Source organism: uncultured Bacteroides sp. (genome assembly GCF_937912035.1).
Classification (GTDB): domain Bacteria; phylum Bacteroidota; class Bacteroidia; order Bacteroidales; family Bacteroidaceae; genus Phocaeicola.
This window is the reverse complement of sequence record NZ_CALDPF010000040.1, coordinates 19,904-41,790: the sequence shown is the minus strand read 5'-3', so window position 1 is coordinate 41,790 and position 21,887 is coordinate 19,904. Positions and strand designations below refer to the sequence as shown.

23 protein-coding genes are annotated in these 21,887 nt (G+C 40.4%); 13 read left to right on the top strand and 10 right to left on the bottom strand.

Features of this window, described 5'->3' with window-relative positions:
• The first annotated feature begins 9 nt into the window (after window positions 1–9).
• Genes coaBC through lgt form a run of 5 tightly spaced genes read left to right on the top strand, consistent with a single transcriptional unit; the run spans window position 10 to window position 6,205 of the window.
• Window positions 10–1,200, top strand: a complete 1,191-nt coding sequence (gene coaBC / locus Q0486_RS12090; protein ID WP_299233708.1) for a bifunctional phosphopantothenoylcysteine decarboxylase/phosphopantothenate--cysteine ligase CoaBC — start codon at window positions 10–12, stop codon at window positions 1,198–1,200.
• 2 nt (window positions 1,201–1,202) lie between these two features.
• Window positions 1,203–2,864 carry a DNA repair protein RecN gene (gene recN / locus Q0486_RS12085; RefSeq protein WP_299233661.1) on the top strand — a complete coding sequence of 554 codons (1,662 nt, stop codon included), beginning with the start codon at window positions 1,203–1,205 and terminating at the stop codon, window positions 2,862–2,864.
• 32 nt (window positions 2,865–2,896) lie between these two features.
• Window positions 2,897–3,649, top strand: a complete 753-nt coding sequence (gene rlmB / locus Q0486_RS12080) for a 23S rRNA (guanosine(2251)-2'-O)-methyltransferase RlmB (protein WP_299233659.1) — start codon at window positions 2,897–2,899, stop codon at window positions 3,647–3,649.
• 17 nt (window positions 3,650–3,666) lie between these two features.
• Complete coding sequence (locus tag Q0486_RS12075) at window positions 3,667–5,367, top strand: serine protease (protein WP_299233656.1); 1,701 nt, start codon at window positions 3,667–3,669, stop codon at window positions 5,365–5,367.
• A 13-nt stretch (window positions 5,368–5,380) separates the two neighbouring features.
• Window positions 5,381–6,205, top strand: coding sequence for a prolipoprotein diacylglyceryl transferase (gene lgt, locus Q0486_RS12070; RefSeq protein WP_299233653.1), 825 nt, complete (start codon window positions 5,381–5,383; stop codon window positions 6,203–6,205).
• Between the two features lie 85 nt (window positions 6,206–6,290).
• On the opposite strand, the gene Q0486_RS12065 is transcribed toward lgt, so the two are convergent.
• Together Q0486_RS12065 and nadC are read right to left on the bottom strand one after the other, a co-directional pair.
• On the bottom strand, window positions 6,291–6,899 hold the full coding sequence (locus tag Q0486_RS12065; protein WP_299233651.1) for a DUF4923 family protein: 609 nt from the start codon (window positions 6,897–6,899) through the stop codon (window positions 6,291–6,293).
• Window positions 6,900–6,901: 2 nt separating this feature from the next.
• Window positions 6,902–7,756, bottom strand: coding sequence for a carboxylating nicotinate-nucleotide diphosphorylase (gene nadC, locus Q0486_RS12060; RefSeq protein WP_235328938.1), 855 nt, complete (start codon window positions 7,754–7,756; stop codon window positions 6,902–6,904).
• Window positions 7,757–7,917: 161 nt separating this feature from the next.
• Here nadC and rlmH point away from each other — a divergent pair, with 161 nt between their 5' ends.
• The gene (gene rlmH / locus Q0486_RS12055; protein ID WP_154042590.1) at window positions 7,918–8,391 is read left to right on the top strand and encodes a 23S rRNA (pseudouridine(1915)-N(3))-methyltransferase RlmH; all 474 of its coding nucleotides are present in this window, start codon (window positions 7,918–7,920) and stop codon (window positions 8,389–8,391) included.
• A 123-nt stretch (window positions 8,392–8,514) separates the two neighbouring features.
• Here the strand turns inward: rlmH and Q0486_RS12050 are convergent, their stop codons facing one another.
• The 4 genes from Q0486_RS12050 to araJ all read right to left on the bottom strand — a co-directional run bounded on the left by Q0486_RS12050 (window position 8,515) and on the right by araJ (window position 11,855).
• On the bottom strand, window positions 8,515–9,402 hold the full coding sequence (locus tag Q0486_RS12050) for a glucosaminidase domain-containing protein (protein ID WP_299233643.1): 888 nt from the start codon (window positions 9,400–9,402) through the stop codon (window positions 8,515–8,517).
• Between the two features lie 302 nt (window positions 9,403–9,704).
• Window positions 9,705–10,250 carry a radical SAM protein gene (locus tag Q0486_RS12045; protein ID WP_299233641.1) on the bottom strand — a complete coding sequence of 182 codons (546 nt, stop codon included), beginning with the start codon at window positions 10,248–10,250 and terminating at the stop codon, window positions 9,705–9,707.
• The gene (locus Q0486_RS12040) at window positions 10,237–10,569 is read right to left on the bottom strand and encodes a 6-carboxytetrahydropterin synthase (RefSeq protein ID WP_299233638.1); all 333 of its coding nucleotides are present in this window, start codon (window positions 10,567–10,569) and stop codon (window positions 10,237–10,239) included. Before Q0486_RS12040 ends, Q0486_RS12045 begins: the two co-directional genes overlap by 14 nt.
• Window positions 10,570–10,703: 134 nt before the next feature.
• On the bottom strand, window positions 10,704–11,855 hold the full coding sequence (gene araJ, locus Q0486_RS12035; protein WP_299233635.1) for an MFS transporter AraJ: 1,152 nt from the start codon (window positions 11,853–11,855) through the stop codon (window positions 10,704–10,706).
• 215 nt (window positions 11,856–12,070) lie between these two features.
• On the opposite strand from araJ, the gene Q0486_RS12030 reads away from it, so the two are divergent.
• Complete coding sequence (locus Q0486_RS12030; protein ID WP_299233632.1) at window positions 12,071–12,826, top strand: arginase family protein; 756 nt, start codon at window positions 12,071–12,073, stop codon at window positions 12,824–12,826.
• On the opposite strand, the gene Q0486_RS12025 is transcribed toward Q0486_RS12030, so the two are convergent.
• Together Q0486_RS12025 and Q0486_RS12020 are read right to left on the bottom strand one after the other, a co-directional pair.
• Window positions 12,814–13,380: a hypothetical protein gene (locus tag Q0486_RS12025; protein WP_299233629.1), complete on the bottom strand. Its 567-nt coding sequence runs from the start codon at window positions 13,378–13,380 to the stop codon at window positions 12,814–12,816. The two genes, Q0486_RS12030 and Q0486_RS12025, sit on opposite strands and share 13 nt — an antisense overlap.
• Window positions 13,381–13,469: 89 nt before the next feature.
• On the bottom strand, window positions 13,470–14,324 hold the full coding sequence (locus tag Q0486_RS12020) for an ADP-ribosylglycohydrolase family protein (RefSeq protein WP_299233627.1): 855 nt from the start codon (window positions 14,322–14,324) through the stop codon (window positions 13,470–13,472).
• A 101-nt stretch (window positions 14,325–14,425) separates the two neighbouring features.
• Here Q0486_RS12020 and tpx point away from each other — a divergent pair, with 101 nt between their 5' ends.
• A complete protein-coding gene (tpx, locus tag Q0486_RS12015) occupies window positions 14,426–14,929 on the top strand; it encodes a thiol peroxidase (protein ID WP_299233624.1) in 504 nt (167 codons plus the stop codon).
• 103 nt (window positions 14,930–15,032) lie between these two features.
• On the opposite strand, the gene Q0486_RS12010 is transcribed toward tpx, so the two are convergent.
• The gene (locus Q0486_RS12010) at window positions 15,033–16,094 is read right to left on the bottom strand and encodes a mannose-1-phosphate guanylyltransferase (RefSeq protein WP_299233704.1); all 1,062 of its coding nucleotides are present in this window, start codon (window positions 16,092–16,094) and stop codon (window positions 15,033–15,035) included.
• 170 nt (window positions 16,095–16,264) lie between these two features.
• Here Q0486_RS12010 and thiD point away from each other — a divergent pair, with 170 nt between their 5' ends.
• From thiD to Q0486_RS11990, 4 genes are all read left to right on the top strand, one after another.
• Window positions 16,265–17,098: a bifunctional hydroxymethylpyrimidine kinase/phosphomethylpyrimidine kinase gene (gene thiD / locus Q0486_RS12005; RefSeq protein ID WP_299233621.1), complete on the top strand. Its 834-nt coding sequence runs from the start codon at window positions 16,265–16,267 to the stop codon at window positions 17,096–17,098.
• A gap of 58 nt (window positions 17,099–17,156) precedes the next feature.
• Window positions 17,157–18,044, top strand: coding sequence for an ACP S-malonyltransferase (gene fabD, locus Q0486_RS12000; protein ID WP_299233618.1), 888 nt, complete (start codon window positions 17,157–17,159; stop codon window positions 18,042–18,044).
• A 75-nt stretch (window positions 18,045–18,119) separates the two neighbouring features.
• Entirely contained in the window at window positions 18,120–19,820 is a 1,701-nt protein-coding gene (locus Q0486_RS11995; RefSeq protein WP_299233615.1) for an alpha-amylase family glycosyl hydrolase, read from the top strand.
• Window positions 19,821–19,842: 22 nt separating this feature from the next.
• On the top strand, window positions 19,843–20,229 hold the full coding sequence (locus Q0486_RS11990; RefSeq protein WP_299233612.1) for a hypothetical protein: 387 nt from the start codon (window positions 19,843–19,845) through the stop codon (window positions 20,227–20,229).
• A gap of 55 nt (window positions 20,230–20,284) precedes the next feature.
• Here the strand turns inward: Q0486_RS11990 and Q0486_RS11985 are convergent, their stop codons facing one another.
• Window positions 20,285–21,373: an HpaII family restriction endonuclease gene (locus tag Q0486_RS11985; RefSeq protein ID WP_299233609.1), complete on the bottom strand. Its 1,089-nt coding sequence runs from the start codon at window positions 21,371–21,373 to the stop codon at window positions 20,285–20,287.
• Window positions 21,374–21,429: 56 nt separating this feature from the next.
• Between Q0486_RS11985 and umuD the strand changes: the two genes are divergently transcribed.
• Window positions 21,430–21,885 carry a translesion error-prone DNA polymerase V autoproteolytic subunit gene (gene umuD / locus Q0486_RS11980; protein ID WP_299233607.1) on the top strand — a complete coding sequence of 152 codons (456 nt, stop codon included), beginning with the start codon at window positions 21,430–21,432 and terminating at the stop codon, window positions 21,883–21,885.
• The last annotated feature ends 2 nt before the right edge of the window (window positions 21,886–21,887 follow it).

Sequence of the window (21,887 nt, the reverse complement as noted above, 5' to 3'; positions counted from 1 at the left end):
ACATTTATGATGAAAGGTAAAAAAATAGTACTTGGTATCACAGGAAGTATTGCCGCATACAAGGCGGCAGTACTTGCCAGAGCCTTAATAAAGAAGGGTGCCGAAGTACAAATCGTTATAACTCCAGCAGGGAAAGAGTTCATCACACCACTCACACTATCCACAATAACCAGCAAACCGGTTATCAGCGAGTTCTTCGCTCGCAGAGATGGAACGTGGCACAGTCACGTAGATTTAGGACTGTGGGCTGATGCAATGTTAATAGCTCCAGCCACTGCATCTACTATAGGGAAAATGGCAAACGGCATTGCCGACAATATGCTTATCACTACATATCTGTCAATGAAAGCACCGGTATTCGTGGCACCGGCAATGGACCTTGACATGTTTGCACACCCTTCAACACAAAAAAATCTTGACACGCTGAGGTCATACGGAAATATTATCATCGAGCCGGGCGAAGGCGAACTGGCAAGTCACCTTGTAGGTAAAGGAAGAATGGAAGAGCCGGAAAACATCGTTGCTGTACTGGAGGATTTCTTCGCAAAAAAGTCAGATCTCGCTGGAAAGAAGGTAATGATTACCGCTGGTCCTACTTATGAAAAGATTGACCCTGTAAGATTTATTGGTAATTATTCTTCCGGGAAAATGGGTTACGCTCTGGCTGAATGCTGTGCAGAGAGAGGCGCCGAAGTTACCCTTATTAGCGGACCTGTGAGTATTATTGCAAAGCATCCTAATATCAAAACAGTCAGTGTGGAAAGTGCTGAAGAAATGTATCAGGCAGCTACAAGCGAGTTCGATTCAAGCGATGCAGCTATCTTGTGTGCGGCAGTAGCTGACTTCACTCCTGAAGTAAAAGCTGAACAAAAAATCAAGCGCGAAAAAGACGATCTGATTATTAAACTGAAACCTACAAAGGACATAGCCGCTGCACTGGGAAAACTCAAGAAAGGCCATCAAGTGATGGTGGGATTCGCTCTTGAAACTAATGACGAGGTGGAACATGCCAAAGACAAGCTGGAAAGGAAGAATCTTGATTTCATCGTTCTCAACTCACTGAACGATAATGGAGCGGGTTTCAGATACGATACCAACAAGATAACTATTATCGATAAAGAGAATGTCATAGAGTTTCCGCTCAAGAACAAAAAAGAAGTGGCAACTGACATAATTAACCATTTGGCAGAAATATTATAAATATGCTACAATCTATATTCATCCAGAACTACGCACTTATAGATAAACTGGACATTGCATTCGAACCAGGTTTTTCCGTAATCACTGGTGAGACAGGAGCCGGAAAATCAATCATCCTCGGTGCTATCGGACTTCTGCTAGGACAAAGAGCAGATGTAAAGGCTATACGTAACGGAGCTACTAAATGTATCGTAGAAGCCAAGTTCAGCATATCATCATACGGCATGGAGGAATTCTTCAAGGCTAACGACATAGAATACGACAGTGAGGAATGCATCATCCGCCGCGAAGTAAACATCAACGGTAAGAGCAGGGCTTTCATAAATGATACTCCTGCATCGCTGTCGCAGATGAAAGTGCTTGGAGAGAAGCTGATTGACGTACACAGCCAGCACCAGAACCTATTAATAAACAAGGAAGGTTTTCAGCTGAACATTCTAGATATTCTTGCACAGGACACCAAAGAACTGACTGATTATCAGAACGAATACAATGAATACAGAAAGGTAAGCCGTGAATTGGATGAATGTATCAGACAAGCTGAAGAAACAAGAAAGGAAGAAGATTACATCCGGTTCCAACTCCAACAGCTTGATGAGGCAGAACTGAAAGAAGGTGAAGTAGCAGAATTAGAGCAGGAAGCAGAAACACTTTCTCATGCTGAAGACATTAAGGCAGGACTTTACCGATCGGCACAAAATATAGGAGGTGACGAAGGAGGATGTCTGACACTGATAAAAGACAGCATAAATACTTTGCAAACAGTTTGCAAAGTATTTGCAAAAGCCAATGAGTGGAAAGAAAGACTTGAAAGCTGCTACATAGAGATTAAGGATATCTCACACGATATGGACGATGCCCAAGAAGCTATTGAGTTCAATCCTTCAAGGCTTGATTTCGTCAATTCGCGTCTAAACATGATATACTCGATGATGCAAAAACACCATGTCAAGACAGATGCAGAACTTATTGAGATAGCAGAAAACTACAGACAGCAACTCGACATGATAACATCATCAGACGAACGAATTTCTGAGTTAGAAAGCAAAAAACAGAAACTGTATGACAGCGTGCTCCGTAAAGCAGATATACTGACGGCCTTACGTACTGAAAGTGCAGGCAAAATCCAGTCACAGATGAAATCTCTGCTTATACCGCTTGGAATGCCCAACGTGAAGTTTGCCGTAGAGATCTGCAAAAAAAAGGAACCTGATATAAACGGACTGGATGCCGTAAACTTCTTGTTCTCTGCCAACAAAAACGGGACTTTGCAGAATGTGGCTTCCATAGCATCTGGCGGTGAAATTGCCAGAGTAATGCTTTCGCTGAAAGCCATGATAGCCGGGGCAGTAAAACTGCCTACAATAATATTTGATGAAATAGATACTGGTGTATCTGGATCAATTGCTGAAAAGATGGCTCTGATAATGCAGGATATGGGACGACAGAACAGACAGGTTCTTAGCATCACACACCTGCCACAGATAGCAGCTAGAGGCAATGCACACTACAAAGTCTATAAAGAAGACAACGAAACCGGAACGAACAGCCACATAATACGCCTTACAGATGAAGAACGTATAGACGAAATAGCTAATATGCTAAGCGGTTCTACTATGACTGAGGCAGCAAGAAACAATGCAAGGTCTTTACTTGGACTTTAATTCATTACAAATAAAAAATTTAGAAAATAGATATGATAGAAAAAAATGAAATGATATTCGGTGTAAGAGCCGTAATTGAAGCAATACAGGCAGGAAAAGAAATTGACAAAGTTCTGGTGAAGAAAGATATCCAAAGCGACTTGTCGAAAGAACTTTTTGCTGCATTGAAAGACACCCAGATACCAGTACAGCGTGTTCCTGTTGAAAGAATCAACAAAATTACACGCAAGAATCATCAGGGGGTAGTGGCTTTCATCTCTCCAATCACATATCAAAGAACAGAAGATATCGTACCGTTCCTGTTTGAACAGGGTAAAAACCCACTGATAATACTTCTTGACGGACTGACTGATGTTCGTAACTTCGGTGCGATAGCGCGTACATGCGAATGTGCCGGCGTAGATGCCATCATCATACCTTCGAAAAACAGTGTAAGCGTAAATGCAGATGCCATCAAGACTTCTGCTGGAGCACTCCATACAATACCTGTTTGTCGTGAAAGCAATATCACAAGCACTATCAAATTCCTTAAAGACAGTGGTTTCAGCATTGTGGCAGCCACAGAAAAAGGTGATTATGACTATACTAAAGGCGACTATACAAAACCCACTTGTATAATAATGGGAGCAGAAGATACAGGAGTACCATACGAACATCTTGCTCTCTGCGACGAATGGATTAAAATTCCTCTTTTCGGTACAATAGAATCACTCAATGTATCTGTAGCAGCAGGAATCCTTATATACGAAGCGATCAAACAGCGTGGTTTCTCCACTGAAGAATAATAATATCTGACTATATCATGAGAAAAACAATATTTATAACACTCTGCGCATTAAGTATAAACGGCTTATGGGCGCAAGAATTACCCAAATGGGCAAAGAAGGCCAGAAAAGCTGTTTTCTCTGTCATCACATACAATGCAGACAACAAGATACTAAACACAGGAAACGGTTTTTACATTGATTCGGAAGGAACAGGAGTTTCCGACTACAGTTTATTCAAAGGCGCTCACAGAGCGGTAGTTGTTACAGCCGACGGTAAGGAACTGCCGGTAACACTTATTTTGGGAGCAAATGATATGTACGACGTGGTGCGCTTCAAAACTGAAACCACAAAAAAGCAGGAATCTCTCCTGGCCGCTGCAAATCCGGGAAAAGCCAATGACAATGTATTTGTAATGCCATATTCCACACAGAACTCTGTAAACGGAATTGCAGGAACTATACAGAATATCGACTCCATAGGTAACAATTCTTTCTACTACACCCTCTCCATGAGTACAGGTGCAAAAGACGTCAGCTGTCCTGTCATGAATGAGAACGGAAAAGTGATAGGCATGATTCAAAGAAATTCTGACAGCGAAGACCAGAAAAGTTATGCTCTTGGAATAAATTTTGCAAAAAGTCTGTCAATAAACGCTCTCTCAGGCAGCGATACTACACTGAAATCTATCAAGATAAAAAAAGGACTTCCAGAAGATGAATCTCAGGCGCTGGTGTTTCTCTACATGATGTCGTCACAACTAGATGCTGATGAATATCTTTCCATACTCAACGATTTCATCAATATGTATCCGAATAATATGGAAGGCTACCTCAGACGCGCAACATATTATATGGACAAGAGCTCGGATGAATTCGTAAACAATGTAGAAGATGATCTTAAGAGAACTACAGACGTAGCAGAAAACAAGGCCGAAGCACATTACGGAATAGCAAAACTGATATACAACTACTGTATCAGCGATGCTAAAAAGCCAGAGAAAGCTGAGTGGACTTTGAATAGAGCATTAGATGAAATCAATAAGGCTATTACTGTTTCAGGCGAAGGACTGTACTATCAAGTACAGGGAGATATTTATTTCGCAATGCAAGATTACAGTAATGCTGCTACGGCTTACGAAAATGTATGCAAGACTCAATTAGCATCGGCTTCTGCATTCTATGCTGCTGCCAAAGCCAAAGAAATGGTGGAAGGTACAGACAAGAAAGAAATTATTGCCCTAATGGACAGCGCCATTACATACTACAACACACCGTATGGAAAAGATGCAGCTCCGTATCTCTTCGAACGTGCGCGCATAAAGTCCGAAGCAAAAATGTATCGCGAAGCTGTAATAGACTACAATGCTTTCTATGATGCGATGTTGGGTCAGGTTTCAGCAGAGTTTTACGTAATACGCCAGCAGGCAGAAATGCAGTGCCGCATGTACCAGCAAGCAATAAACGACATTAACAAGGCGGTAGAACTTGAACCTAATAATACGGGATATTGGATTGAAAAAGGAAGCATACACATCCGCCTAAACCAAAATGACGAAGCCATTGCAGCTTTGGAAAAAGCGATTTCACTTGATCCAAAGAATGCCGATGCATACCGCATGCTTGGTTATTGCCAGATAAAAGGTAAAGACAAAAAGAAGGGACTGGAAAACCTAAACAAAGCCAAAGAACTTGGAGATACAGTTGCAGAAGACCTGATTAAGAAATACGGGAAATAACAGACAGTAAGTCATGAATCTAATGTATATAAACTGGAATCCTGATCCGATAATCTTCACATTGGGTGGATTCAGTCTCAGATGGTACAGTGTATTTTGGGTTATAGCAATTGCGTCAGCCAGCATCGTGGTGCACAATATTTTCAAAAAGAGAAATATGTCTGAGGATGACTACAACAAGCTGTTTGTCTATTCATTCCTCGGCATATTCATCGGAGCCCGTCTGGGACACTGCCTGTTCTACGACTTTGCATATTATTCCGACCATCTTCTGGAAATAGTTCTACCAGTAAAATTCTTTCCGGACGGCAGCTGGAAATTCACCGGATATGCAGGCTTGGCAAGCCACGGAGGAACTATGGGACTCATGCTGACTCTATATCTTTTCTGCAAAAAAACAAAGATTACCTACATGCAGATACTTGATATAATAGCTATGGCAGCACCTTTGGCAGCAGGTTTCATCAGAATAGCCAATCTGATGAACTCGGAAATTATAGGTATGCCTACTTCACTTCCGTTCGCTTTCATATTCGAGCATGTAGACAGTCAACCAAGGCATCCGGCACAGTTATATGAGGCAATAACATACTTCATCATCTTTGGAATAATGTGGTACGTACAGAATAAGGTGAAATCCTACAGGGATGGACTTTACTTTGGAATATGCATATTCTCAATATTCACATTCCGCTTCTTTGTGGAATTCATAAAAGAAAGACAGGTAGATTTTGAGAACCACATGATGATAGATATGGGACAGGTTTTGAGCATTCCGTTCATTATCCTTGGCCTATATTTCATAATTAGAGGATTGAAGAAACCGGCTGTAGAATAAAAAGTATATATCATCTTACATACGAAAGGGGTGAAACCGAAACAAATCGATTTCGCCCCTTTAATATTTTCCTATATAATGAAAGCTACTGCTTCTTCATCTCGAACCCAAGCAAAAGACCGTCATACTGGGACAATACAGTATTCAGAGTACTGATAGTAGCATTCGATGATTTTCCTGCGACTGCACCAGTCACAGTCTGCGCCAATGACATAAGCTTGTCCGCCTTGAAAAGCAGACTCATCGTGCCACCGTTCAGAAGTGAAGTTGATACCTGAGCAGTCATCTTCAGACCAATCTTGGTCTTCAATGTCACTTCTTTAGTATCCTTATTGTAACTGTAAGTGCCGTTAACAGTACGTCCTGCCACAGTAGATGTATAAGTACTGTCAGCATTGAACACATATACAGTATTTTCATTAAATCCAAGTTTGGACAAATAATTGCTCATCTGTTCCTCAACTTTTTTTGCTGCAACTTCGCCACCAGCTTTCGACAGAAGGTCATCACTCTGAAACTTACAATCAGGAGCAGTGTATTTCCAAGTTCCTACAATAGAAACACTTTCATTCACTTTGGAAACAGTTTCTTCCACCTTGTTCACTACCCCACCGAGCACAGACTTCCAGTCCTGTGCAGATACTGCTGTACTTACAGTAAGTATCAAACCTGTCAGAAGAAATCTACCAGTCATAATCAGCAAGCTTTAAAACTCATATCAAGTCCCTTAACAGAATGTGTCAGGGCACCTACAGAAATAAAATCAACTCCACATTCAGCATAATCGCGAAGAGTGTCGAAAGTAATACCTCCTGAAGATTCTGTCTCATATCTGCCGGCAACCATCTCTACAGCCTTACGTGTGTTTTCAGGAGTAAAGTTGTCGAGCATGATACGGTCTACACCACCAAGGTCGAGTACCTGCTGAAGTTCATCGAAGTTACGAACCTCTATTTCAATCTTCAAGTCCTTGCCCTTAGCCTTGCAATATTCCTTAGCACGGTTGATAGCCTTGTCGATACCTCCGGCAAAATCCACATGATTGTCCTTCAAGAGAATCATATCGAACAAGCCGATACGATGGTTCACGCCACCACCAATCTTCACAGCCATCTTTTCCAGAATACGCATACCCGGAGTAGTCTTTCTTGTGTCAAGCACGCGAGTCTTAGTACCTTCCAGACGTTTCACATACTTGTTTGTCATAGTAGCAATACCGCTCATACGCTGCATGATGTTCAGCATCAGACGCTCTGTCTGAAGCAAAGACTGAATCTTTCCTTCCACTACCATAGCAACATCACCCGGCTTAACGTGTGCTCCATCGTTGATGAAAACCTCAACCTTCATAGTTGGATCGAAACGGTTGAACACTTCCTTTGCTATTTCGATACCTGCCAGAATACCTTCTTCCTTGATAAGAAGTTTTGACTTACCCATTGCATCAGCAGGGATACATGAGAGTGTTGTATGGTCACCGTCGCCTATATCTTCAGCGAAAGACAGGTCTATCAGGCGGTCTATCAAATCTTTTACTACTTTTTCGTCCATAATGTTACAGATTTATTGAATTATAATGCAAAGATAGCGAAAGTTGAATGCAGAAAAACAAGTTTACTTGTTTTTTTTGCTGAGACGCATCCTATCTTATGAAAAGGTATAGATTATTCGTATCTTTGCAAAGCCGTAATTTATAAAAACAGAAAACGAATATGAAATTTATATTACTTGTAGTAGGCAAGACAGTGGAAAAACACTACATCACTGCAATAAACGACTATGTGGAGAGAACCAAACACTATACTTCGTTCGATATGGAGGTAATCCCCGAACTGAAGAACACCAAGAGCCTGAGCATGGAGCAGCAGAAGGAGAAGGAAGGAGAACTGATTCTGAAAGCCATACAGCCGGGCGACGTGGTGGTACTGCTGGATGAACACGGGAAGGAATTCCGCTCCATAGAATTTGCCGACTGGGTTGAGAAAAAAATGCACACCGTAAATAAGCGTCTGGTATTCATCATAGGTGGTCCTTACGGATTTGCCCCGTCAGTATATGCGGCTGCACAAGAAAAGATATCTCTGTCGAAGATGACATTCTCACATCAAATGATACGCCTAATCTTCGTAGAGCAGCTATACAGGGCTATGACGATTCTTAACAATGGCCCTTATCATCACGAGTAATTCACATCAATTATATGTTACATTAATTTTAAACGGTGTTTAAATAGCTCTTAAATACTATTTAAACACCGTTTAAACTGATTGAAGATCTAACTCATACCCTCTGTTGAATCATCAGTATTTTTATCTCAAGCGAAGAATATCACCAACTTCTGGAGCTGGAGCATCTTCATCCATTTTATTCATCTTATAAAGGTATTTCAACTTTATTCCGAACATCTGCGATATGGAATACATAGAATCTCCCGCTTTTACAACATATACTATATGGTCCTTGGTTGCCTTCTTACGTTTCTCTTCCAGATAAATAACCTCTCCACCACGGAATACGTAGTCCTTAGGCAGTTCATTATACTTTCGGAGTTTGCGGCTACTGATATCAAACTCATAGCCCAGTGACTTGAAAGAATCTCCCTTACGTGCGACAATATACAGCATCTCGTTTGCCAAATAAGGCTGATGTGGATTAGGTACCTTTTCCACCCATTCCAAACCACCTTTACGATCGTATTGGTCAAGATCATACAGTTCAATAATATCAATCAGTCTGTCAGCATATTTAGGATCTGTAGCATATCCGGCCTTCTTCAATCCTCGTGCCCAACCCTTGTAATCTGTTATTTTCAATCGGAAAAGGAAAGCATACCTGGCTCCAGTACGCAGAAATTTTGAATGATCTTCATACGAATCTTTGGCATGCCTATATGCACGGAAACACTCGTTGCGTCGGTCATCATCATGGCGTACAGTACGTCCATCCCATGATCGACCACATTTTATACCAAAATGATTATTCGATTTCCTGGCCAAAGTACTCCTTCCCGCCCCCGATTCAAGCAATCCCTGAGCCAAAGTAATGCTGGCAGGAATACGATACTTTTTCATTTCATCAACCGCTATTCCCCTATACTTCCTTATATAGTCCTCATAAGCCTGATTCCTCTTTTGTGCTGACACCGTAACAGAAAGTCCGGTAATGAATATAAAAATTAATGCAAGATATTTTTTCATTGTCTTTAATATTGAAAAGCAGTTACAAACATACTGAAAAAATATGACTTAAACTGTAGCCAATAAGATGTTTTTTCGTTCATTCGGACTCTTGACAATAAAATTATTGTCCAAAGATTTGATATATTGGAAGAAATAACAGCCCTGATTTGGAGTAACACGCTCGTGTTACGGGCGGAACACCAACGTGTAACGCGCGCAACACGTTCGTGTAACGAGTGTAACACGTACGTGTTACGGTAAATCACCATAGACGTTTATAATTAGGAAACTATACATTTATATTTTGAACTCAGGTTATATTATGGGATATCAATAAGTTTATGTGTCTGAAGGCTAAGTCGCCACTGTGGATGTTCCTTGATGTAAGATATTACATCATTGGTGTTTTGTCCTGAGCATGGTTGCAGGAAGAAATGCCTTGCTGGCAGTTTCAGATATTCATACACATCCTGACCTACATATACCACTTTCACTTCATCAATACGTGATACTTTAAGTATGGCACCCTCCTTGGGAGAACAGGTAACCCAGTCAATATCCTCCGGCAAAATACAAGTGCCATTAGTTTCTATAGAAATATATTTCCCTGCCGCATGTAAAGCAGCTGTAAGCTTGTTGTCAATCCAAAGTCCTGGTTCTCCACCAGTAAGAATCACCATCCGGCATGGATATTTGCATACTTCCGCTATAATTTCATCATCCGACATCATCCGACCTTCTTCATGCTGTGTATCGCAAAAATCGCATTTCAAGTTACATCCCGAGAAACGGACAAAAACAGCAGGAGTTCCCGTATGAAACCCTTCACCCTGCAAGCTGTAGAAAATCTCGTTAATCTTTCTCATAGATAGCCGTATTACCTTCCGATTCTTTTACTTCTACCCTGAAACAATGAGGAACCTGACAGCAAACCCAGTATGCAATATTTTCTGCCGTAGGATTAAAAGGCAGTACATCATTCAAGTTATTATGGTCAAGCTGTTTTTCCACGGCATGCTTTATGTGAGTAAAATCTACCACCATACCGTTTTCGTCAAGCTCTTTCGAACGGCAATAAACGGTTATAATCCAGTTGTGACCATGAAGCTTCTCGCATTTGCTCTGGTAAGACAGCTGTAGCGAGTGTGAGGCTGAAATTTCCATCCTTTTAATTACTGTGTACATAGTTGATACGTTAATTAGATTAATACAAATTTGCTCCTGCTTAATGTCACCTCGGCAGTTATATCGTCGCAAAGATAAAAAATATCCAAAGAAATTTTATTATAACAGATTAGTACATTGGTAATTTTTTATTATCACTTTACCTCATACCTCACCTGATACCGCCTGTAAAATATCACAGCCAGTATGAAACCTACCATAGCAAACGGCATTCCTACAAGAGCCGCATACTGGAAGCCGTTAGTAACCGCAAGGCCTCCTGCGTATGCTCCCACGGCATTACCGAAATTGAATGCTATCTGGATGCATGCACCTCCAAGCATCTCTCCTCCCGGTGCCACTCGTATTATCAACAACTGTTCTGGACTAGATACAGCAAAAAGTCCGGCTGTACATAGAAACATAAGAGAAACAGAAAGCCAAGGATTTGATGATAAAAAGAAGATAGCCAGCAATATTAGACATATACCACCCTGGGCAATCATCAACACCCGTCCCGGAGTATAACGGTCAGACATTCGTCCGCTAATGAGATTTCCCACTACCATACCAAATCCGGCAAGTACCATAAGTGCCGTCATACTACTTTCCGAAAAACCAGAAACATTAGTCAGAAGCGGACTGATATAGCTGTACCAGCAGAACACACCGCCATTTCCCAAAGCTGTGGCACCTAGAATAAGCCACGGAGCCGGAGTGCGAAGAAACCGGAACTGCCCCTTAAAACCTATATCCTGCAAGCCTTCTACCACTGGAACCCAACGCCATATATAATAGAAAACAATTATTCCCCAAAGACCGACAAAAAGGAATGTGGAACGCCACGAAATAAGATGGCTCAATGACGTACCCAACGGTACACCAAACAAATTCGCAACAGTCATTCCTGCTATCATAATAGAAACTGCCTCTGAACTTTTTCCTTTATCTGCGAGCTTTGATGCCACAATAGAAGCCACACCGAAATAAGCTCCATGAGGCAAACCTGAGATGAAACGACCGATCATCATTACCCAGTAATTCGGTGCCATAGATGCACAAAGATTTCCCACAACTATGAGCGAAACAAGTACCATAAGCAGATGTTTAAGCGATTTCTTTCGCGCAAGAACCAATACAGGCGCACCAAAACATACACCAAGTGCGTATGCAGATATAAGATGACCTGCCTCGGATATGCTTATTCCAAAATCAGAAGCTACATACGGCAAAATACCCATCATGGCAAACTCAGCCATACCTAATGCCAAAGTACCGAAGGCCAGTGCTATAAGACTCTTTTTCATAATTCTATATCTATTTGTTAATCTATTAATATTTTTGTGTTGAAAATTTTTGTGCAAATTTACATTTTATGTTTTACAACATAAGAATATTTTATAATTGTTTTTTATACAATTATTCTTAAATAATAGCACTATAGGTGATTTTTCAGTATCTTTGAGCGAGAAGCAAGAATTAATCTACTTGCAGAGCAACTAAAGATTAAATACTATTGAATATGGAACATGATATTGTAATTTTAAATTTTTCTGATGTCTATACAGAAGAATCATTTTACAAGAATGAGAAAATAAAATGGATAAACTGTACCGACATATCAGGAGCAAACTGCTTTTGTGACAATGAGGCATCAGAAGAAATACGAAAACGTATAATGGATCTGCCTCCGCAAGGAATTCATTTCATAGATTCAGGAAATTATCATTATATATCAAAGTTCTTCACAGACAAGATTCAAGAAGACTTCATTCTAGTAGTGTTCGACCATCATCCGGATATGCAACCTTCCCTATTCGATGAACTATTAACATGCGGTTCTTGGGTTAAATCATCTATCGATACAAATAAACGTCTGAAAAAAGTTATTCTGATAGGTACGTCAGACGAACTTCTGAGAAAGATAGACAGCAGGTATACAGACAAACTGATAGAGTTCAAGGAATCTCAACTTGAAGACCATGATGCATGGCAACGTTTCTACAACATGCATTTCAATCTACCAATATATATTTCAATAGACAAAGATGTTCTTAATCCTAGGGAAGATGTAACCAACTGGGATCAAGGGAAAGCTACTATGACAGAGCTGAAACGCCTACTGTCAATACTGCTGAAACATGGAAAAATTATAGGTATAGATATCTGTGGCGAATGTAAATATTCCATACTCGGAATGCACGACGAAAATATACGGAAAGACAATGAAATAAACAGACAATTGGCTGAACTAAACCTGCAGGATTATAAATCCTGAGGTTTAGGTCTGCCAGTACTTTGAAGCGGTTTTTCCAAAGCTTTCGGCTTTATTTCAATCCACTTTTCATATTGTTCGTCATCAAGAATCTTACGTATTTTTTTAAGCATCTTTTCCTCATGTTTTTTTATCTCTTCAGCCATTTTTTCTTTGATATGCTCAGGTGGCATCTTCGGTCCTCCTTCTCCGAAGTCTGGATGATTACCAGCCATAGGAGGAAATCCGCCACCCATGGGAGGTTGTCCCATACCCATTGGAGGTCTTGAACCATTCATCAAAGGTTGTCCTCCGGTTCGGCTGAACATTTTTTCTACTTTTTCCTTTTCGTCTTTAAGATAAAGTTTATAAATCTTTTTATACTGTTTTTCTGTCAGGCAAAGAACCTTGTCCATATCGTCAGTTCTTTTCTTTGCAGCCTTTTCCGGATTAGGAACCTCTTTTTTCTCAAACTCCTTTTTCTGTGGTTCATCATAAACAGTATCTGCAACAGAAACATCCCATGATGCAGACAGCATGATAGCGAATACTATTACCAATGTTTTCTTTCTTGTCATAGTGAATACTTTTGAATTTTATTATAATCACAAAAATATATAACAGACAAACAATAGTAAAACTTAATCCACCAAACGGGAATTTATGACTACCAAATGGGGTAATCTCCTCTCTTACCCATCATTTCCAACACCTTTCTAAATCTCTCAGGAAGCAAAGTCATAGCCTTGCAAACCATAAACTTCGGAATATCTTTATAATAAGCCTCTGCTATACTGCCTGTGATACAAGCCAATGTATCACTGTCACCACCAATAGATATAGCCCTACGTATGGCACCCTCGAAATCATCACTCACAAGAAAAGCTATTACGGCCTGTGGTACAGTACCCTGACAACTTGAATTCCACTCATAAGTTTCATGAAGATATTCCCAGGACAAATCTAGATTGTAATGAAATTTCGTACTGATATACTTTTTAATATCCTCTTTTGCCGCTCCGTTCCTTGCCATAAAAATGGCAGCAGAAACCGCTTGTGCCCCTTTAATCCCTTCAGGATGATTATGAGTTATGGCTGCTGCTGTTTCAGCTACTTTCAATGTAGTATCAATATCATCATATAACCACCCTATGGAAGACGTTCGCATGGCAGAACCGTTTCCCCATGAATTGTAAGGACAACGTCCGGATGCAGGTTTACCCGTGCGATAATCGATAAGTTTTTCGGGTTGGAAAAGCCAGGTACGAAATCCTCCTCCATATCCTCCCATTGGACATGGAATCTCTTTTGCCACATCCACCATAATATTTTCAAGCTGTTTTGTCTGAACTTCAACATCCGCACAAATATCATTATTTAAAGCCCATTCGGCCACTGCCATTGTCATTACTGTATCGTCTGTGAAATTACTTCCTGCCGGAAACATTTCAAAATTATAATTCCTCGTATTGCTGAATTCATATACAGAACCTGCAATATCTCCTATTACTGCACCCAACATTTTTAAGAATCTGTTTTTAAATATAATTTTTTTTCTTCTGTTATGAACAATATTACAATATAATACGTTATATGATTATAAACAAATAAAATCAAACAAATATGTCAAAAACAGCATTTAAAGGTTCAGTCGTAAATCTGGCTGGCGAATTCATAAAGACTGGAGTTACTGCTCCGGAATTCACAATGGTAAAAGGTGATTTAAGTCAGTTCAAACTGTCGGACACAAAAGGCAAATTTGTGGTTCTGAATATTTTCCCAAGTCTGGACACAGGTGTATGTGCCACTTCTGTAAGAAAGTTCAACCAATTGGCAGCTAAAATGGAAAATACAGTGGTTTTGGCAATATCAAAGGATCTACCTTTTGCCCAGGGACGTTTCTGTACTACAGAAGGAATAGAAAACGTAATTCCATTATCAGATTTCAGAAATCCTTCTGATTTCGACACTAAATATGGAGTACTCATTACCGACGGTCCATTGAGCGGACTTCTTGCACGTTCGGTAGTGGTAATTAACCCTGCAGGTGAGATTATTTATACTGAACTGGTTCCTGAGATAACACAAGAACCTAATTACGATGCGGCATTGGCTGCTATCAGATAAAGCAACAACACAATAACCAATCACTCATAACCACAAACAAAAAGACCGGATTTGAGGAGTTAACCTCCTTATCCGGTCTTATTTTTAAAACGATTAAATAATTTCAATCTTCCGAGAATTCTTTAATTCTTTGCTCTTCACTCAGACGACATACAAGCAACGTATCATTCTTCTCTGCAATAATATATCCGTCCAGTCCCTGTATAACCACTTTTTTCTCCTGAGTAGTGTGTACTACACAATTTCTTGATTCGTACATCTTTATATTTTCGCCTATACAAACATTACCCTGTGCATCCTTCTGCGAATTCTCATGCAAAGATCCCCATGTACCCAAATCACTCCATCCGAACGAAGCCGGGAAAACATAAATTTCGTCAGCCTTCTCCATTACAGCATAATCCACAGAAATGTTTTCACACATAGGGAACAACTCATTTATCATTTCCTGTTCTTTATCTGTAAAGAAGTATGGCAACATTTTTTCAAAAATCTTACTCAATGCCGGCTGATAAACTCGCATAGCATTTACTATTGTATTTACGTTCCATACAAATATTCCTGCATTCCAAAAGAAATTTTTCTTTTGTATATATCTTTTAGCTGTTTCCAGATCCGGTTTTTCCTTGAAAGCGTCTACTCTATATATTTCTTTATTAGAAGGACAAGCCATTGTCAGATCGGCTTCAATATATCCATATCCTGTTTCAGGGCGAGTAGCCTTCATTCCCAAAGTTACAATAGCATCGGATGATGACGTAAACTTCATCGCTGAGTTTATCACTCTTCTAAACTCATTAACATCCATTACTATGTGGTCGCTAGGTGTAACTACTATATTTGCTTTTGGATTTCTTGACTTTATCTTCCAGCTAACGTATGCAATGCATGGAGCGGTATTACGTCGGCATGGTTCCAATAATATTTGTTCTGAAGGTATTTCCGGCAACTGTTCCTTAATTATTTGCTCGTAATTCGCAGATGTTACTACCCATATATTTTCAGCCGGACATATTCCCTTAAATCTGTCTACGGTTAGTTGAATCAGAGTACGTCCGCATCCAAGTACATCAATGAACTGCTTAGGCAGTTCCTTACTACTCATAGGCCAGAATCTGCCACCTATACCCCCGGCCATTATCACAATGTGATTATTTATATTCATTTCCATAAACATTCTTCAATTATAACAACTGCAAAATTAGTTGTTTTTTCATAAAAAGCAACATTTTGATTATTATTTCATAAATATAAGATAATAACATTTAACCTCTAAAAGAGACCTATACAAAAATAATGACTATTTTTGTATTAAAATTTAATATAACACTGATAATGAAGAAATATAATTGTGTATTGACAATAGCTGGTTCTGACTGTAGCGGAGGTGCCGGAATACAAGCAGACATAAAAGCAATATCTGCACTAGGCGGATATGCGGCAAGTGCCATAACAGCGGTAACGGTACAGAACACTTGTGGAGTAACAGGTATTCACCCGATACCTGCATCGTACGTAAAAGCACAGATTGACGCCGTAATGACAGACATCAAACCTCTTGCTGTCAAAATAGGGATGATAAACGATGTAGAAATAGTAAACGCAATAGCCTCAAGCATAAAAGAATACAGACCACGATATGTTGTTTTCGATCCTGTCATGGTATCAACAAGCGGAAGCAAACTTATTGAAGATGAAGCTATAGATGCAATTAAGAGCGAACTCATACCACTTGCTACATTAATAACACCCAATCTAAGCGAAGCAATGGTACTTACAGGGAACTGCCCTGATGACGTAAAGTCAATGACATCTGCAGGAGAGAAAATATTAGAGCTTGGATGCAATGCCGTACTGATAAAAGGCGGACATCTGAATGGAGATGACATGTGCGATGTATTGTGCATTAAAGGAGAAAAAACACCTTATATTTATAGAGCATCAAAAATTTCAAGTAAAAACACCCATGGCACCGGATGTACATTATCATCTGCCATAGCCACTTACCTGGCATTGGGAGAAACACTTAATACTGCTGTAGAAAAGGCTAAAGAATATGTTCACAACGGTATTCTCAACGGTAAAGATGTATCAATAGGTAAGGGACACGGACCTTTGAACCACTTCTATTCCCCTGTTCCGATGCACATTTTTACTGAAAATGAGTAATTATTTGAAAAAATCATTACCTTTGCAGCAATTTCAATAATTATTAAATAGAAAAATCATGAAAGCATTTGTATTCCCGGGACAGGGTGCCCAGTTTGTTGGAATGGGTAAAGACCTGTACGAAAATTCAGCATTAGCCAAAGAACTTTTTGAAAAAGCTAACGATATTTTAGGCTATCGTATCACAGATATAATGTTCAACGGTACAGACGAAGACTTGCGTCAGACAAAGGTTACTCAGCCTGCCGTATTCCTTCACTCTGTAATCTCAGCACTCTGCATGGGCGAAAATTTCAAACCTGAAATGACAGCAGGACATTCACTTGGAGAATTCTCAGCACTGGTAGCAGCCGGAGCTCTTTCTTTCGAGGATGGTCTGAAACTGGTTTATGCACGTGCAATGGCTATGCAGAAAGCATGCGAGGCACAACCTTCAACAATGGCTGCCATCATCGCTCTTCCAGACGAGAAAGTAGAGGAAATCTGTGCTAAAGTTTCTGCAGAAGGTGAAGTTTGTGTTGCAGCAAACTATAACTGCCCTGGACAGATTGTTATCTCAGGTTCTATAGAAGGTATCAATAAGGCTTGTGAGCTTATGAAAGAAGCAGGAGCAAAACGTGCTCTTCCTCTAAAAGTCGGTGGTGCATTCCACTCTCCGCTTATGGATCCTGCAAAAGTTGAACTTGAAGCGGCAATCAATGCTACAGAGTTCCATACTCCAAAATGTCCTGTATATCAGAATGTAGACGCAAAACCATATACAGACCCTGCTCAAATCAAAGCAAACCTTGTTGCTCAGCTGACAGCTTCTGTAAGATGGACACAGACTGTTCAGAATATGATAGCAGACGGAGCTGACGAATTTACAGAATGTGGTCCTGGAGCAGTTCTTCAGGGACTTATCAAGAAAATAAACAAAGAAGCTAATGCCCACGGCATTGAATAATATCAACAGAATCAGACACGTATTAACCATAAGGTACAATACGTGTCTTTTTTTTAAACCATAAACTTCAATCCTATGAATCCTGAGGAAAAAATCATTATATATCAAGTCTTTACACGTCTGTTCGGCAATCAGGTCCTCACATGCAAGACCAACGGAAGCATAGACGAAAACGGATGCGGGAAAATGGATAATTTCACAGAGCAGGCCTTGGCAGAAATAAAGAAGCTTGGGACTACACACATCTGGTATACAGGAGTTATAGCGCATGCTACACAGACAGACTACACACGCTACGGATTAAGCAAAGATCATCCGGCAGTAGTAAAAGGTAAAGCAGGCTCACCATACGCCATTAAAGATTATTACGACATCGATCCTGACCTGGCTGTTAATGTTGACAAGCGAATGGAGGAATTTGAGGCTTTGGTAGCAAGAACACACGAAGCAGGTATGAAGATGATTATCGACTTCGTTCCCAATCATGTGGCAAGGCAATACAAATCGCTTGCAAAACCTGAAGGTGTGAAAGACCTGGGCGAGGACGACGATACAACAGTATCATTCAGTCCAAACAATAACTTCTATTATATCCCTAGCGAGGAACTGAAAGGCGACATCGACCTGTACGATCCAAAAGCAGGAAGGTATACAGAAAAACCTGCCAAGGCTACAGGCAACAACAAGTTTGATGCATGGCCAAACAGAACAGACTGGTATGAAACCATAAAACTGAATTACGGAATAGATTACTACAACAATACAGGTTGCCACTTCTCTCCTATACCGAATACATGGACCAAGATGCTCGACATTCTGCTCTTCTGGGCATCTAAAGGCATAGACGGTTTCAGATGTGACATGGCAGAAATGGTTCCATGCGAATTCTGGGGATGGGCAATTCCTAAGGTTAAAGAGAACCATCCTGACATAATATTCATTGCCGAAGTTTACAATCCGCAAGAATACAGGAACTATATCTTCAACGGGCATTTCGACTATCTGTACGATAAGGTTGGATTGTACGACACTCTGAGAGCTATAATTTCCAACAATGCCTCTGCCACAGCCATAACAGGATGCTGGCAAAGCATAAACGACATTCAGAGACACATGCTCAATTTCCTTGAGAATCATGACGAGCAGCGAATTGCTTCCGAATACTTCGCCGGTAATGCCCACAAAGCATTCCCTGCGATGATTGTATCGGCATGTATGAGCACTAACCCTGTCATGATTTACTTCGGTCAGGAACTTGGAGAAAGCGGAATGGACACAGAAGGTTTTAGCGGAAGAGACGGACGTACAACAATATTCGATTATTGGAGTATCGACAGCATACGCCGCTGGACCAACCACGGAAGATTCAATACCCATTTGCTGAATACTAAGGAGAAAAGCATCAGAAACTTCTATAAAACACTTCTGAATATCTGCAACGAAGAAAAGTGTATCTCGCACGGTGCATTCTTTGACCTCATGTACGTCAATATGAACGGATGGCAAATGGACGAGCATAAACAGTACGCCTTCTTAAGAAAATATGAAGACGAAGTATTACTTATAGCTGTCAACTTTGGCGATATGAATATGCGAGTGGCAATAAATATTCCGGAACATGCTTTCCAATATCTGTCAATGCCACAAATGGAAAACATCAAAGTTAAGGATTTGCTGACAGGTAAAGAAGAAAAGATAAACTTTACCTCTACAAAACCTGTCGGAACAGACCTACCGGCACATAGCGGTAAGATATTGAAGATAAAACTGAAATAAATTTCGCAATCATTAACTGAACATGATAAAGCAGGATTATATCATAAGGATGATTCAAGAAATAATATCTCTGATTGCCAATGCGATAATCAAGAAAAGGAAATTGGATAAGAAAGAGTTTGACACTTATGAATATACCACTCATGAAATGCTTGGAGTAAGTCCCAAAGAGCTGACAGACATGAGTACAGACGAACTTATCAGCCAATATTCCGGTTCCGAAAACGGTATGGAGAAACTGGAACTGATAGCGGTAAGTCTGTTATTATTCTCTGAAGAGACACCTGAAAGCGAGCTGTTACTAAAATCAAGACTTAAACAGGATGGAATATTTCTATTGAAATATCTACAAAAGAACAGCGGAACTTACTCTTTACAACGTGAATTTATCATCAATATGGTATCATAATAAAAACGGCAGCTGATGAAGCTGCCGTTTTTATTATGATATTATCGTTATTATATTATCGTTTCAAAAGTCCTATCTTCAAGTTCAGTTTGAAATAATATACTCCGTTTTCTCTCTCCAGATACCCATACTTGTCTTTCTCTGTTGAACCCTTTTCCAAACGTGTGTTCTGATAGAGAAAATCCGCAAACACCTGTCTGAAAGCCTTCTGATAACATAGCACATCACCATCTGCAGTAACGAACAGGAAACCGGATATTGCGGAATCAGTGCCGTTATACATCTTCGCAGGACGCATACCCATAGCAAGAGCCAATAGCAGCTCCTTCACCTTATATTCATAATAGCCATGCTTGTTTATAAGCTCATCCTTAATCTTGAGCGGATTCATCTTCTTTATTTCCTCAGTAAGTTCGGACACCTTTGTTATGCCGTCCAGCCACATGATACGTGTCATCTCAGCAAACATACGTCCTGCATGAAGGTCTATCATAGAGAGATTACTTCTAAATATCTTGTCGGCCACGTCATTATATTTAAGTACGCCACCCAGACGCTCTATCATCAGCATGCGGCTCGTAACGTCATCTTCCTCGCCTTCCGCATTGATTTTGTTTATTGTCGGAACAGCAAACTTCACCCCCGACTGTTCGAACTTGAAGTTGGCAGAACGTCCTCCGTCCAGCAGAGGCAGCATCTTACCTCCCATTCTTGAACGTACACAGAAGCCTGTTAGCGGAGCATCTGCACTATAGAATGCAACAGAGAAGTCCGTACGGTCCTCAGTCTGAGCCTCTAGATTGAAAATAGCCACTTCGTCAAGGAACTCCTCTACCCCATCCGGCGACATAACGTCATTGCCAGAAGTGTTCTTTATAGCTTCCCTTATCAACTCTGCCACAGTATCGAAATCTTCACGTGGAATCTTCTTGTCGATATTCTCACCTTTCACGTTGATATAGTCGTTCTCTATAACATATTGGCGAGTTCCATCGTGTTCTTCACGCTGTACCATAGCCACCGGTATTTTATGCGCCTCATTGCGCTTCACGTCAGGAGTTCCGGCATACACATATCCGTCTGCCAGAATACGAAAGAAAGCGTAAAGTTCGCCCCATTCTCTTTTTGTTGCTTCAAATGCCATAAATTATCATTATTAATCTGCCGCAAAGATACGGATATTTATTTAACTTTGCAGCCATGAAACTAATATTCTATTCAGCAGACTTAAGTACGGAACTCGACTTACCCATAGCAGGCGAAGGTATACGTGCCGGTTTTCCCAGTCCGGCGCAGGATTATATGACCGATTCAATCGATCTGAACAAAGAGCTTATATCACATCCTGCCACAACATTCTATGCCCGTGCCGTAGGAAATTCCATGACAGGATTCGGCATATCGGACGGCGACCTGCTGGTGATTGACAAAAGCATCGAGCCATTGGACGGAGATATAGTAGTGGCATTCATTGACGGAGAATTCACCCTGAAAAGAATCGAAAAGGATGCCGACGGCTGTTGCCTTTGGCTTGTTCCCGGCAATGATGATTATCCGCCGATAAAGATTACGGAGGAGAACGATTTCATAATCTGGGGCGTACTGACATATAATATCAAACGGCAGCTTATAAGGTCAAAAAGAAAAAGAGAATGAAT